The sequence below is a fragment of the Actinokineospora lacus genome (genome assembly GCF_053813445.1).
On sequence record NZ_JBQERA010000010.1, the window covers coordinates 118,082 to 131,508 of the forward strand.

General features: G+C 72.9%; 14 protein-coding genes. 6 read left to right on the top strand and 8 right to left on the bottom strand.

All coding sequences use genetic code 11. From position 1 onward, the window contains the following. Positions 1–8: 8 nt before the first annotated feature. The 5 genes from ACTG9Q_RS23990 to ACTG9Q_RS24010 are packed head-to-tail and all read right to left on the bottom strand — an operon-like array spanning position 9 to position 5,407. A complete protein-coding gene (locus ACTG9Q_RS23990; protein WP_455575133.1) occupies positions 9–1,106 on the bottom strand; it encodes a branched-chain amino acid ABC transporter permease in 1,098 nt (365 codons plus the stop codon). Then, on the bottom strand, positions 1,106–2,002 hold the full coding sequence (locus ACTG9Q_RS23995; protein ID WP_455575134.1) for a branched-chain amino acid ABC transporter permease: 897 nt from the start codon (positions 2,000–2,002) through the stop codon (positions 1,106–1,108). Before ACTG9Q_RS23995 ends, ACTG9Q_RS23990 begins: the two co-directional genes overlap by 1 nt. Then, positions 1,999–3,813, bottom strand: coding sequence for an AMP-dependent synthetase/ligase (locus ACTG9Q_RS24000; RefSeq protein ID WP_455575135.1), 1,815 nt, complete (start codon positions 3,811–3,813; stop codon positions 1,999–2,001). The genes ACTG9Q_RS23995 and ACTG9Q_RS24000 overlap by 4 nt, the downstream gene beginning before the upstream one ends. Beyond that, entirely contained in the window at positions 3,810–4,628 is an 819-nt protein-coding gene (locus ACTG9Q_RS24005) for an ABC transporter ATP-binding protein (RefSeq protein ID WP_455575136.1), read from the bottom strand. The genes ACTG9Q_RS24000 and ACTG9Q_RS24005 overlap by 4 nt, the downstream gene beginning before the upstream one ends. Beyond that, on the bottom strand, positions 4,616–5,407 hold the full coding sequence (locus ACTG9Q_RS24010) for an ABC transporter ATP-binding protein (RefSeq protein WP_455575285.1): 792 nt from the start codon (positions 5,405–5,407) through the stop codon (positions 4,616–4,618). The genes ACTG9Q_RS24005 and ACTG9Q_RS24010 overlap by 13 nt, the downstream gene beginning before the upstream one ends. 457 nt (positions 5,408–5,864) lie before the next feature. Between ACTG9Q_RS24010 and ACTG9Q_RS24015 the strand changes: the two genes are divergently transcribed. From ACTG9Q_RS24015 to ACTG9Q_RS24030, 4 genes are all read left to right on the top strand, one after another. Beyond that, positions 5,865–6,371 (top strand): hypothetical protein, encoded by a 507-nt coding sequence (locus tag ACTG9Q_RS24015; RefSeq protein WP_455575137.1) that lies wholly within the window; start codon positions 5,865–5,867, stop codon positions 6,369–6,371. After that, a complete protein-coding gene (locus tag ACTG9Q_RS24020) occupies positions 6,368–7,501 on the top strand; it encodes an MAB_1171c family putative transporter (protein WP_455575138.1) in 1,134 nt (377 codons plus the stop codon). The genes ACTG9Q_RS24015 and ACTG9Q_RS24020 overlap by 4 nt, the downstream gene beginning before the upstream one ends. After that, positions 7,501–8,391 (top strand): class I SAM-dependent methyltransferase, encoded by an 891-nt coding sequence (locus tag ACTG9Q_RS24025; RefSeq protein WP_455575139.1) that lies wholly within the window; start codon positions 7,501–7,503, stop codon positions 8,389–8,391. The genes ACTG9Q_RS24020 and ACTG9Q_RS24025 overlap by 1 nt, the downstream gene beginning before the upstream one ends. Positions 8,392–8,465: 74 nt before the next feature. Continuing rightward, entirely contained in the window at positions 8,466–8,606 is a 141-nt protein-coding gene (locus tag ACTG9Q_RS24030) for a hypothetical protein (protein ID WP_455575140.1), read from the top strand. A gap of 29 nt (positions 8,607–8,635) precedes the next feature. Here ACTG9Q_RS24030 and ACTG9Q_RS24035 read toward each other — a convergent pair whose 3' ends face one another. Together ACTG9Q_RS24035 and ACTG9Q_RS24040 are read right to left on the bottom strand one after the other, a co-directional pair. After that, positions 8,636–9,976, bottom strand: coding sequence for an FAD-binding oxidoreductase (locus ACTG9Q_RS24035; RefSeq protein ID WP_455575141.1), 1,341 nt, complete (start codon positions 9,974–9,976; stop codon positions 8,636–8,638). Positions 9,977–10,464: 488 nt separating this feature from the next. Continuing rightward, on the bottom strand, positions 10,465–10,659 hold the full coding sequence (locus ACTG9Q_RS24040) for a hypothetical protein (protein WP_455575142.1): 195 nt from the start codon (positions 10,657–10,659) through the stop codon (positions 10,465–10,467). Between the two features lie 117 nt (positions 10,660–10,776). Between ACTG9Q_RS24040 and ACTG9Q_RS24045 the strand changes: the two genes are divergently transcribed. Together ACTG9Q_RS24045 and ACTG9Q_RS24050 are read left to right on the top strand one after the other, a co-directional pair. Then, positions 10,777–11,610, top strand: a complete 834-nt coding sequence (locus ACTG9Q_RS24045; protein ID WP_455575143.1) for a helix-turn-helix domain-containing protein — start codon at positions 10,777–10,779, stop codon at positions 11,608–11,610. A 5-nt stretch (positions 11,611–11,615) separates the two neighbouring features. Continuing rightward, complete coding sequence (locus tag ACTG9Q_RS24050) at positions 11,616–11,798, top strand: DUF397 domain-containing protein (protein ID WP_455575144.1); 183 nt, start codon at positions 11,616–11,618, stop codon at positions 11,796–11,798. Here ACTG9Q_RS24050 and ACTG9Q_RS24055 read toward each other — a convergent pair. Next, positions 11,795–13,390, bottom strand: a complete 1,596-nt coding sequence (locus ACTG9Q_RS24055; protein WP_455575145.1) for an amidohydrolase — start codon at positions 13,388–13,390, stop codon at positions 11,795–11,797. The genes ACTG9Q_RS24050 and ACTG9Q_RS24055 overlap by 4 nt on opposite strands. Positions 13,391–13,427 lie beyond the last annotated feature (37 nt).

Sequence of the window (13,427 nt, forward strand, 5' to 3'; positions counted from 1 at the left end):
CGGGGCTCCTAGTACGAGAACGGCCAGGTTCGGAAATAGGTCTTCACGCGCAGCCAGATCCCCGCCAGGCCCCGGGGTTCGAGCACGAGGAACAGCACGATCAGCACCCCGAAGATCGCCTGGTTCAGGGCGAACACGCTGATGAACCCGTCGCCGCCCACCGAGGTCTGCACCCCGGGGATGACGTCGCTGTAGCGGTCGATCAGCGCGGGCAGCGCGCCGACGAAGATCGCGCCGAGCACTGAGCCGAAGACCGTGCCCAGCCCGCCGACGATGACGATGGCGATGTACTGGATGGACAGCAGCAGGTTCCACTCGTCCGGGACGATGTACTGCTGGTACGCCCCGAACAGCGCCCCGGCCACCGCGGCGATCGCGCTGGAGACCATGAACGCGCCGATCTTGTAGCGCCCGGCCCGCACCCCGATCACCTCGGCGGCCTGGTCGCGGTCGCGCACCGCCTGCAGCGCGCGCCCCGGCCGGGTGCGCACCAAGTTCTTGGCCAGCAGCGCCACCACCGCGACCAGCGCCCACACCAGCCAGAACCAGCCCTGGTTGCGCGAGTACACCTCGCCCGCGAGTTCGATGCGCGAGAGGTCCACCGGCCCGAGCGAGGTCGACGCCGTCACCGACGTGCCGGAGTTGCCGCCGGTGACCGGCCGCAGGTTGCGCCACAGGTGCTCGCCGACGAACACCAGGCCGAGGGTGACGATGGCCAGGTAGTGCCCGCGCAGGCGCAGCGTGAACGGCCCGATCAGCCCGCCGAGCGCCGCGCCCACCGCCGCGGCGGCCAGTATCCACACCGGCAGCGGCAGCCCGAGCGTGCCGCCGACGACCGCCGTGCAGTAGGCGCCCGCGCCGATGAAGAACGCGTGGCCGAGCGAGATCTGCCCGCAGTAGCCGGTCAGCAGGTTCAGGCCGATCGCGCCGATGGCGGTGATGCCGACGTAGACCAGCACCGAGAGCCAGAAGTCGTCGCTGACCACCGTGGGCAGCACGGCGAACACCAGCGCCATCAGCACCAGTCCCACCCGGGCGCCGGGGGTGCCGAACAGCCGCAGGTCCTGGGCGTACCCGCGGACGAGGTTGCGGTGCGGGCGGGCCATCAGATGCGCCGCACGTCTTTGGTGCCGAGCAAGCCGTAAGGTCTGACCAGCAGAATCAGGATCATCAGCACATACGGCACGATCACCGACACGTTGTCTCCCGCCCACGTGAACAACTGGTCCTGATAACCCCTGGTCAGCGCCTCGGCCAAGCCGATGATCAGCCCGCCCAGCACGGCGCCGGTGGGGGAGTCCATGCCGCCGAGGATCATCGCCGGGAACGCCGCCAGCGCGATGAACCCGATCGACGGCGACAGCCCGCCCGGCCCGGCGGCCAGCGTGACCCCGGCCAGCGCGGCCAGCGCCGCGGCGATCGCCCAGGACACCGCGTAGACCCGCCGCGCGCTGATGCCCTGCGCCAGCGCGGCCTCGGGGTCGAACGCGGTGGCCCGCATCGCCAGCCCGAAGGAGGAGTAGCGGAAGAAGACGAAGAACGCGACCACGACCGCGGCGGTGAGCCCGATCGTCCACAGGTCCCGCACCCCGAGCACCAGCGCGCCCGCGTCGACGGTCTGGATGTTCCACGGATTGGTGACCTGCAGGGTGTCGAACCCCCAGATCGCGGTCAGGACCGGCTCGATGACGAACAGCAGCCCAATGGTGATCATGATGACCGCGAACGGCGGCTGCCCCACCATCCGCCGCAGCACGATCCGCTCCACCGCCGCCCCGGCCACCGCCGCCGCCAGGCAGGCGAACAGGATCGCCACCCCGAAGGCCAGCGCCAGGTTGGTGGAGAAGGTGTAGCCGAGGTAGGCGCCGAGGGCCAGCAGGCCGCCCTGGGCGAAGTTGATGACCCCGGTGGACTTGTAGATCACCACGAAGCCGAGGGCGACCAGGGCGTAGGTGCAGCCCAGCGCCAGTCCCGCGAACAGGTTCTGCATCAGCGCGGTCATCGGTACATCGCCTCGATCTCCGCGGCGAACCGCTCGGCGACGGCGCGGCGCTTGACCTTCTGGGTGGCGGTCAGGTCGCCGTCCTCGTGGTCGAGCTCCCGGGTGATCATCGTGAACCGCTTGACCCGCTCCACTTGGGACAGTTCCCCGTTCGCCGCGTCCACCGCCTGCTGCACCAGGGCGCGCACCTCGGGTTTGGCGGAGAGGTCGGCGTAGGTGGTGTAGGCGATGCCGCGGCGGGTCGCCCACGCGCCGACGGTGTCGCGCTCGATGCCGATGAGCGCGGTCAGGTACTTGCGGCGGTCGCCGACGACCACGGCCTCGCGCACGAACGGGGAGACCTTGAGCCGGTTCTCGATCTCCGACGGGGAGATGTTCTTGCCGCCCGCGGTGATGATGATGTCCTTCTTGCGGTCGGTGATGCGCAGGTACCCGTCGGCGTCGAGCTCGCCGACGTCGCCGGTGCGCAGCCAGCCCTCGGCGTCCACGGCGCGGCCGGTGGCCTCCTCGTCGTCGAGGTAGCCCTGGAAGACCCCCGCCGAGCGCGTCAGGATCTCCCCGTCCTCGCCGACGCGCACCTCGACGCCGGGCAGCGCCACGCCGACCGCGCCGAGGCGGACGTCGCCGACCGGGGTCAGGGTGCAGATCGCGGTGTTCTCGGTCTGGGCGTAGCCCTCGCGGACCGGGACGCCGATGGCCCACAGGAACTCCAGCACCTGCGGGGCGATCGGCGCGGCGCCGGAGATCGCCACCCGGACCCGGGACATGCCCAGCTTCTCCCGCAGCGCCCGGAAGACCAGCAGCTCGGCCAGCCGGAGCACCACCCGGTCGCCGATGGTGGCCGCCCCGGTCATCCGGCGCGGCGCGATCCGGCGGCCCTGGCGCAGGCACGCCCGGTAGACCGCGCGCTTGAGCGGGGAGGCATCGGCCATCCGGATCTCCACCCCCGCCATCAGCTTCTCCCACACCCGCGGCACGCCGAGGAACACCGTCGGCTGCACCTCGCGCAGGTCCTGCAGGAACGCCTGGCCGCCCTCGCCGAAGTTGACCACCAGCCCGGCCCACACCCCGTCGATCACCGTGAGCAGCCGCTCGGCGATGTGGCACAGGGGCAGGTAGCTCAGCACCTCGTCGTCGGTGGCCGCGCCCAGCGCGGAGATGAACGTGCTCCCGGCGGCGACGAGGTTGGCGTGGGAGATCATCGCGCCCTTGGGCGGGCCGGTCGTGCCGGAGGTGTAGACCAGGATCGCGGTGGAGCCCGGGTCGACGGCCTCGACCGCGCGGGCGTACGCCGACCGGTTGCCCTCCCTGTCGCCGCCGCCGGTCAGCTCGGCGAAGGTCAGGACCCCGTCGTGCTCGGCCACCCGCACGCCCTTGGGGTCGATCAGCACGATGTGGCGCAGGTGGGGGAGCTGGTCGCGGACCGCGACGGCCTTGTCGAACTGCTCCTCGTCCTCGGCGACGAGCACGCTCGCCTTGGAGTGGGCCAGCAGGTAGGCGACCTCGGCGGCGGGGGAGGTGGGGTAGACGCCCATGGTCTGCGCGCCGATGCCCTGCGCGGCCAGGTCGGCCACCACCCACTCCGGCCGGTTCTCCGCGTGCACGGCGACGCGGTCACCCGGGCCGACGCCCAGCTCCCGCAGCCCGGCCGCCGCGGCGGCGACCCAGTCGGCGTACTGCGCCCACGTCCACTCCTGCCAGACCCCGCGGCGCTTGTGCCGCAGCGCGACGTCGTCGGGGCGCTCGGCGGCCAGCCGCAGCAGCCGCGCGGGCAGCGAGGCCACCTCGGTGGCGTCCACGGTCGCGGTCACGCCCCACCGCCCAGGTACGCCTCGACGACGCGCGGGTCCTCCCGGACCTCGTCGGGGGTGCCCGAGGCGATGACCACCCCGAAGTCCAGGGCCACCACCCGGTCGGCCAGGTCCATGACCAGGCGCATGTCGTGCTCCACCAGGATCATCGCCAGGCCCAGCTCGCGGCGGACCTGCACCAGGTAGCGGGCCATGTCCTCGGTCTCCTCGACGTTCATGCCCGCCACCGGCTCGTCCAGCAGCAGCAGGCGCGGCTCCATCGCCAGCGCCCTGCCCAGCTCGGCGCGCTTGGCCACGCCGTAGGGGAGCAGGCCCGCCGGGGTCCGCCGGTACGCCTCCAGCTCCAGCAGCTCGACCACGTCCTCCACGGCGGCGCGGTGCTCGATCTCCTCGCGCTTGGCTCGGCCCCACCAGGCCATGCCGGTGAGGAAGCCGGTGCGCATCAGGTGGTGCCTGCCGAGCATCAGGTTGTCCACAAGGGACAGGTGCTGGAACAGGCCGAGGTTCTGGAACGTCCTGGCGACGCCCATCCCGGCGATGGCCGCCGGGGCGCGGCCCAGCAGCGAGGTCCCGTCGAGGCGGATGTCGCCGCTCTGTGGGCGGTAGACGCCGTTGAGGCAGTTGAACACCGAGGTCTTGCCCGCGCCGTTGGGCCCGATCACCGCCAGCAGCTCGCCCTGCCCGACGGTGAAGTCCACCCCGTCCAGCGCGCTCACCCCGCCGAAGCGCAGGGTCAGGCCGGAGACCGCCAGCAGCGGCGACGTGGCGGCCTGCTCTGGCGCGGGTGCCGGTGCGGGCGCGGTCAGGCGCTCCATCGCTTCTTCCTCCGGTAGCTCTTGACCTCGGCGAACGAGCGGCGCTCGCCGTCGGCGGGGGCGCCGAGGTAGAACTCGCGGATGTCGGCGTCGTCGAGCAGCTCGGCGGCCGGGCCGTCGCGCACGACCGAGCCCACCTCCAGGACGTAGCCGTGGTCGGCGATGGACAGCGCCATCACCGCGTTCTGCTCGACCAGCAGCACGCTGGTGCCCTGGGTGTTGATCTCGGCGACGATGTCGCGGACCTGCTCGACCAGCTTCGGGGCCAGGCCGAGCGACGGCTCGTCGAGCAGCAGCAGGCGCGGGGCGGCCATCAGCGCCCGGCCGATCGCCAGCATCTGCTGCTCGCCGCCGGAGAGGTAGCCCGCCGTCGACTTGCGGCGCCTGGCCAGCACGGGGAACAGGTCCAGCACCCGGGCCTCGGACTCGCGCGCGGCGCCCCTGGCCCGCCGGGTGTGCGCGCCGACGCGCAGGTTCTCCTCCACCGTCAGCTCGGCGAAGACCCGCCTGCCCTCCATGACCTGGGCGACGCCGTTGCGCACGACGTCGGCGGGGTCCGCGCCGGTCAGGTCGGCTCCGGCGACGGTGACGGTGCCCTTGGTGACGCGGCCCCGGTGCGGCCCGAGCAGCCCGGTGACCGCGCGCAGCAGGGTCGTCTTGCCCGCGCCGTTGGCCCCGAGCAGGGCGACGATGCCGCCGGTGGGCACCGCCAGGCTCAGCCCGCGCAGCACCAGCACGACGTCGTCGTAGACGACCTCCAGATTGGCCACCGAGAGGATCGGGTCCCTCGCCTCTGCCAAGACCCCTCCTGAAGTGAACCGGGTCACACGTCTTGGGACCGTAGACCGGTTTCGTCTTTGCCGACAAGAGGCCACGGCGGCGGTGTTCGGCGGTGTCCTGACCGTGACCTTCGGCGTCAGTGGCGGAACAGGATGGACCGGCGGGGGCCGCCCGCGGAGAACGGTGACGATCTTGCCGGGGTCGCGCGGACGGCTCCGCCGCCGGGCGCGACGCGGGCGGGTGTCCGGAAGCGGGGACGGCCTGGCCGCCCGCACTCGGTAGTTGACCATGCAACTGACGTCGCTTTTGCCGAACCCGCGCGACATCCTGTCCAGTTCGGTCCGGGGTGGACTGTCTATAAAGGACGATCCAGATAAGGGCTGGGCAGGGCGCTGGGTGAACGCTACGATGTACGCTCCGGCCCGGCGGACGCAGGGGGAGGGCTCGGCGAGAAGCATGGTCACTCGACGCGCGTACCGCCGGTGGCGGGCGCTGGTGGCGGACCTCCCGCTGCCCGACCCGTTCACCGTCGCGGGCCTGGTGCAGGCCATCGCCGCGCGCCGCGGGCGGCCCATCGACATCGGCACCCTGCCCGGCGGCGCGAGCGCGCAGACCTGCGGCGTCTGGTTCCAGCTCGTCGACCGCGACGTGATCCTCGTCGAGGAGAACACCAGCGCCTTCCACCGCGACCACATCGTCCTGCACGAGCTGGGCCACCTGCTCTGCGACCACAACGGCACCGGTGACCGCGCCACGGACCTGAGCCGCTTCCTGCCCGACCTCTCCCCGGACCTCGTGCGCCGCATGCTCAACCGCACCGCCTACACCAACGACGAGGAACAGGAGGCCGAACTGGTGGCCAGCCTCATCCGGATCACCGCGGAGGGCCGCGCGCCCGGGACCGAGCCCGGGGTGCTCGGCACCCTCACGGCCGCGCTCGGCCTCGGCCGGGGCACCCGGTGACCCCGCCGGACCTCAACGCGTTCGGCAAGCTGGTGGTGCTCTCCGGGTGCGTGGCGCTCTGGGTGGCGCTGCTGCTGCGCCTGCCGGGCGCGCGGCACTCCCAGCCCCAGCGGCGCCTGCTCATCGCCGTCGCGGGCCTGGCGGGCTCGGTCACCGCCTACCTCGACCCCATCACCGCGATCCTCAACCGCAACTACGTGTTCGGCTACAGCTGCGGCATCGCGATGAACATCTGGGGCGTCGTCAGCTCGGCGTTCATCCTCGACTTCGTCCTCGCCGCGCTCGCCCGGCGCAGGCCGCTGCTGGTCTACGGCGGCGCGGTCGTGGTCAGCGCCGCCCTGCTGGCCCTGGACACCGGGCCGGTCTCGCAGGCCGGGTGCGTCACCTCGATCGCGGTGCCCTGGTACAGCCCGTTCTGGTGGCTGCTCTCGATCGCGCACGTGGTCGCCGTCGCGCCGTGCGCGCTGCTGTGCGCCCGCTACGCCCGGCTGGCCGACACCCGGCCGCTGCGCGTGGGCCTGGGGCTGCTGGCCGCGGGCTTCGCGTCCTCGACGTTCTTCTGGTCGGCGGCCGTCCTCGGCTACCTGTTCACCGGCTGGTCCTGGCTGGGCTCGGCCTTCCCGCTCAACATCGGCGTCACCACCTGGCTGATGGTCGCCGGGGTGCTCGTGCCGGTCGCCGCCCGGACCGTGCGCGCCGTCCGCGAGGCCAGGGACCTGCGGGCGCTGGGCCCGCTCTGGGCCGACCTGACCAGCGTCGTCCCGCACGTGCGGCTGCCCGCCTCCGCCGTGCCGCGCCGCTCCATCGACTTCCGGCTCTACCGGCGGGTCATCGAGATCCGCGACGCGCTGATGGTGCTGCGCGACCACGCCGACCCGGCCGAGATCGCCGCCGCCAGGGCCAGGGCCGCCGCCGCCGACCCGGCCGAGCGTGACGCCCTGACCACCGCGTACTGGCTCTCCTCGGCCATCGCCGCCCGCGGCGCGGGCGCCCCGCCCGCCGAGAGCCCGACACCCGCCGACGACATCCCCTCCGACGACTGGGCCAGCGAGATCGCCTTCCTCCGCACGCTCGCCCGCCTGCGCGAGAGCGAGCTGGTCGGCGCGGGCGAGCCCGCCGAGCCGCGGTGATGGCCGCGCACCCCGCCGCCCAGCCACCCGCGCACTCCGCCACTCAGCCAGCCGCCCAGCCCGCTGCTCAGCCAGCCGTGCGCTCCGCCGCCCAGCCAGCCGTGCGGTCAGGCGCGCGGCTGGGTGCCATCGCCGCCAGCACCGACGGGTTCACCTTCGGCGTGCTTGACGCGCTCGGCCTGCGACCGGACGCGCACTGCCTCGACCTCGGGGCGGGCGCCGGTTCCGTCGCCGCGGGCCTGGTCGAGCGCTGCCCGGCGGGCCGCGTGGTGGCCGTGGACGTCGACACCTCCCACCTGGGCGGCTCGCCCGCCGAGGTCGTCCAGGCCGACATCACCGACCCGGCGTTCGCGCCCGGCGCCTTCGACCTGGTGCACGCCCGCTTCGTGCTCTGCCACCTGGCCGCGCGCGACGAGGTGCTGGCGCGGGCGGCGGGCTGGCTGCGTCCCGGCGGCTGGCTGGTGGTCACCGACCCGTTCCAACTGCCGGAGGAGACCGCGCCGTTCCCGGTGGTCGCCCGCATCATGGCGGCCTACCGGGCGACGCAGCCCGGCGCGGACCTGACGTGGGTGCGCGGCGTGCCGTCGCTGATGGGCGCCGCGGGGCTGGCCGACATCGAGTTCGCCGCGCGCCCGGCCTGCCTGGGCAACCTCGACCGCGACCGCTGGCGGCCGTTGATCGAGCACGCCGCCCCGGCCCTGCTGGCCGGGGGCATGGTCACCGAGACCGACCTGGCCGAGTTCCGCTCCCGGCTCGGGGAACCGGCCTTCGTGGACATTCCCCAGGTCAGCTTCACCGTCTGGGGCAGAAGACTTGCATCGCGACCGGAGTCGATCTTGTTACCGGATGAACCGGTTTCGCCCGAAAATCCGGCATCCGGTGTCGAATAGTGGAATCGCGCTCGCCCTGCGACCTCTTGTGTGGTCCCCTCAGAAGGGTCAACACCTGACGATCGGAGGGCACCATGACCACCACTGAGGCGGTGCCCGGCAGCAGCGAGACCCCCACTGACTGGGTCATCGGCGGCCGGGCGACCACCTGGCCACGTCCCCGCACCCCGGAGGACGACGACTACGAACCCACCATCGTTCGCGGTTTGGACTGAACAAGCGGTCCCCTGGGCGGCCCGACCGGTCACCCAGGGGCACTGAGCATGACATCGCCCGCGAAGACCCCATCAGGGTCCACGCGGGCGCGGACGGCGCCTGCCTGACGGGTCCGCGCGCTGTCGAGGTGCGCCTGCGGCTGGGTCGCGCTGGCGACCATGCTGGGCGCGGTGAGGCCGGTGTCCCACGGGGACAGGGCCGCCCGCACGACTGAGCAGTGCTCGACGGCCGTCGCGGTCGACGCGGCGTCGGTGGCCGCCCCGCGGCCGACGTAGGAGAACCGGGCGTCGAGGTGGTCGAGCAGGCCGCCCGCCGGGTCGGGCTCGGCCAGGGCCCCGCCGAGGTGGCGCAGCTCGGCCGACAGCAGCGGTGAGCCGGAGCCCTCGCCCGCCACCCGCAGGAACTCGGTCACCCCGTCGCGGCCGATCTCGTCGAGCAGCAGGTGGTCGCCGGTGATCCGCACCGGACCCGCCGGGTGCTCGTGGGCGAACAGGGCCGCGGCCGGGCCGTCGACCCGCCAGGTGTCGCGCAGGGGCGCGGCGATGGCCCGCAGCGGGTCGAGCAGTTCCGCGACGTCGCTTTCCGCGGTCGCGCCGCCGTGGATGACGCCCGCGACGCAGACCACCGGACCCGGCGCCCACGGCACGGCCGAGCCGGACAGGACGCGCAGCGTCGTGCACGCCTCGCGAGGCGCGTCGACGGTCCAGTCCCGCCAGAGGGTGACCAGCCGGTCGGCGTGCTCCAACGGCCAGTAGGCGGCGCCGGTGACCACGCCGGCGAGGGGAAACAGTGCCAGTTCGATGGCGGTGACCACCCCGAACCCGCCTCCGCCGCCGCGCAGGGCGTCCAGGAGGTCTCGGTCGGTGTCGGCGTCGGCGCGCCGGATCGCCCCGTCCGCGGTGACCAGCTCGATGGCCCGCACGGCGTTCGCGGCCAGCCCCTTGGACCGCCCGTGCAGGCCCACCCCGCCGCGCGTGAGGTAGCCGACGACCCCGACCGAGGGCGTCGTGGGGTGCACGGCCGCGAGCCCGTGCCGGGCGGCCTTGGTGACGACCTCCCGCCAGACCGCGCCCGCCGGGACGCGCGCCAGGAGGGTGTCGGGATCGATGGTGACCGGTTCGGCGAGCGCGGTGCGGATGAGCAGCGAGCCGGGCATGGGTCGCTGCGTCGCCGAGCCGTGCCCTGTGGTGTGCACGCGCACGGACATGCCCTGGCCGGTGGCGTAGGCGACGGCCGCGGCGGCCTGCTGGGCGGACCGGACGGTCACCGCCGCTGCCGGGTCGGGGGGCGCGGCCAGGTTGGCGGTGCGGACCGCCTCGGCGAACACGGCGTCGCCAGGACGCCCCAGCCCGCCGTCGAGCGTCGTCATCGGCGATCTCCTGTCCGGTCCGCGCCAGCGTGACCCCCGGGCTCCCAGGAGGTCATCCGCGATCGTGCGCAGTTGGGACGGAGGTGTCGAACGCACGTTCGAGCCCGTGATAAGGTCATGCCGCTCGGATCGAACGTCGTCGGGGAAGGGCGGCAGTTCGTCCATCCGGGCAACGGCCCGTCTTGGCGAGGGGACTGGACCACCCTCGCCAAGGCGGGTGCCGTTGTCTGTGGGAGTTTGAGCCCGACAGTGTCAGGTCATTCCAGTGGGTCATTCCATTGTGGAGCCCGGCCGGTGCGGGAGGGCTGGGGGAGTGTCCGCACCGGCCGGGGGCTGGGGTCGCCGGACGACGAGTCCGGTCAGGTCGAGGGGCAGGGCGCGTGCCTGCGCCGAGTGGCGGGTGGTGTGGGGGCGGCGTGGCGGGAGAGCGGGGCTGGCGTTCCAGCGGCGTCGGGTCTGGCGGCAGCGCAGCCAGCGGAGCGGGCCGGTCATGTGGTGGGGCCTTCGTGGTGGGCCAGCATCTCGCCGATCGCCAGGCCGATCTTGCGGCGCAGGTCCCGGGCCGCCTCCGGGTTCTTGGTGGTGAACACGCCCTCGGTCCACATGAACAGGTATCCCGACCTGACATCGATGGTGAGGACGTCGGTGTCATCGATGTCGTCCTGAACGGTCCACCGGCCCATGTGAGATCTCCTTGCCTGCTGTGTTGACGTCAACAGTTTGACTGATGACAGCAAGAGCGACAATTCCCCGATTGGGGGACAGGAAGCCCGTGCTGGTGGCCAACTAGGCTCTGATACATGTCCGTCAACGCCCGTGCCGCCGCTCGCGAACTGGGTGCCGAGCTGCGCATCGCCCGCGAGAACGTGGTCTTGTCGCAGCGGCAGTTCGCGGCGCGGCTTGGCGTGAACAACGCGACGGTCTCGCTGTGGGAAGCTGGGAAGCGCACGCCGTCCGAGCGGGACCTCCTGCGCGTGCTCGACGCGCTCGACGTCGTGGGCGACAGTCGGGAGCGGGTGCTGGGCAAGTGGCGCGTCGCCTCGGAGCGTTCCGGTGAGCTGGTCGCGAGTTCGTCCGGCCGTGCCCACCTGGATCAGCTCATCGACCAGGAGCGGGCGGCGCGGCGCATCACCACCGTGTCCCCGTTGGTGATCCCCGGCCTGTTGCAGACCAGCGACTATGCCCGCGCCACCCTTGGCTCCGGGCCTGGCGTGGAGAAGATGGTCGCGTTGCGGATGGGGCGCGCGGACGTTCTTCGCGGGCGGGAGCCGGTGCTGCTGCGAGCCCTGATCGCCGATGACGTGTTGACAACGCCGGTCGCGCCGCGCGATGTGATGGCTGACCAGCTTCGCCACCTGCTGAAGATGGCTGACCTGGCGAACGTCTCCATCCAGTTGATCGAGACCCATCGAGGCGGATTCTGGCCGCACCTGGCAGGCCCGTTCGTTCTGATCGAGTTCCCCAGTGCCTCCCCGATCGTCCATCTGGAACACCTGGCGGCGGCCGTGGAGCTGTGGGAGCCCGCCGACGTGCGCCGATTCGCGTCGGCTGCGGACAGGATGACGGAAATGGCGATGTCACCGACGCGGTCGGCCGAGGTCATCGCCGATCTTGTCGATGGAATGGAGGCATAGACCTGATGGGGTCCGCTCGAAGCGGTGCGCGGTGGCGGAAGTCCACCTTCTCGGACCACACGACGTGTGTTGAGCTGGCACACACGCTGAATGCGATGCGGGACAGCAAGAACCCGGCTGGACCCGTGCTCTCGGCCGACGCGTCCGCGCTGGTGCGGGCGGTGCGCGGCGGGTTCCTCACCCCCTAGCCCCAGATCCTGCGCCCCGCGAGCCAGGTGCCCAGCACCGCGATGCTCGCGGGGCGCTCGGCTGTCGTGGGGTCGGCGGACAGGTGGACCAGGTCGGCCTGCCTGCCCGGCGCGAGGGTTCCTCGGTCGCGCTCGGCGAATGCCTGGTAGGCCGGGCCGGAGGTGTAGGCGGCCAGGGCGGTCTCGGGGGTCAGGCGCTCACCTGGGGTCCAGCCGCCTGGCGGTTCACCGTTGAGGGTCTGGCGGGTGGTGGCCACTTGGATGCCGTCGAGGGGCTTGAGGGAGTCGACCGGCCAGTCGCTGCCGAAGGACAGGTGCGTGGTGGCGGCCAGCGTCCGCAGGGGGTACTGGGTGGCGGCGCGCTCCGGGCCCAGGCGGGGGATGGTCAGTTCGGTCTGGGCCGGGTCGAGCTGGGCCCAGAACGGCTGGACGTTCGCGATGACGCCCAGCCTCCTGAACCGGGGGAGGTCGGCGGGGTCGACCAGCTGGATGTGGGTGATCACGGGTCGGCGGTCGCGGGGCGGGTTGGTGTCGACCGCGTGCTCGATGGCGTCCAGGGCCAGCCGCACGGCCGCGTCGCCGATGGCGTGCAGGTGCAGCTGGAAGCCGTCGGCGTCGAAGGCGGCAGCCGCCGCAGGCAGCTCGGCGCGGGGCCAGACCGGGGCGCCGTGGGTGCACGAGTGGGCGTAGGGCGCCAGGAGGGCCGCTGTGTCGGTCTCGATCACGCCGTCGGTGAAGAACTTCACCGTGTTGGCGGTGACCAGCCCACAGGCCAGCCCGTTGACCCGGGCGCGTTCGGCCTGGAACAGGGGGCGCTGGTCGCGCCACGAGGCGGGGTCGGCGCGCAGGGCGAGGGCCACGCGGAGGCCGGGAGTGGACAGGTAGGCGTCGGTGAAGCCGGAGTCCAGGTCGACCCAGGCGTCTTGGACCCAGGTGACGCCCGCGGCGGCGTAGGACTCGGTCGCGTGGCGGACGGCGGCGCGCAGGTCCCGCCCGTCCGGGACCAGGCGGAGCACCAGGTCGCAGGCGGCCCACTCGCGCAGGGTGCCGAGCGGGTCGCGGACGATGCCCTCGACGTCGGAGTCGACCACCCCGGCGCGGTCCAGGGCGACCGAGTTGCACCAGAGGGCGTGGTAGTCGCCCGCGCGCAGGACCACCGGGCGGTCGGGGACGGCGGCGTCGAGCCAGCGGGCGTCGTAGACGCCGCCGGGGGCCAGGGTGGGGTTGTAGCCCGCCCCAACGATCCACGGAAGGTCGGGGTTGGCCGCGGCGTAGGCCCGCACGGCCTCGACGATCTCCGCGACGCTCGCGCAGTCGGCGACGAGCGGGCCTTGACGCTCCAGGCCGCCGAGGATGGGGTGGGCGTGGCCGTCGCCAAAGGCGGGCATGAGGACGCCGCCCGCCAGGTCCACGGTGAGCGCCGCACGACAGGCCAGCGCCGCGTCACCGAGCGCGTGGACGACCCCGTCGCGGACCGCCAAGGCCGTGGTCCTGCCGGTCCCCACGGTGCCGGTCCCCACGGTGCCGCCGATACCCATGGTGCCGCCGGTGAACACTGTGCCGCCGGAGAACACGATGTCGACATCGATCACCCCGATATAGTCCCCGGCGGGCAGGGACGGCGCGGTG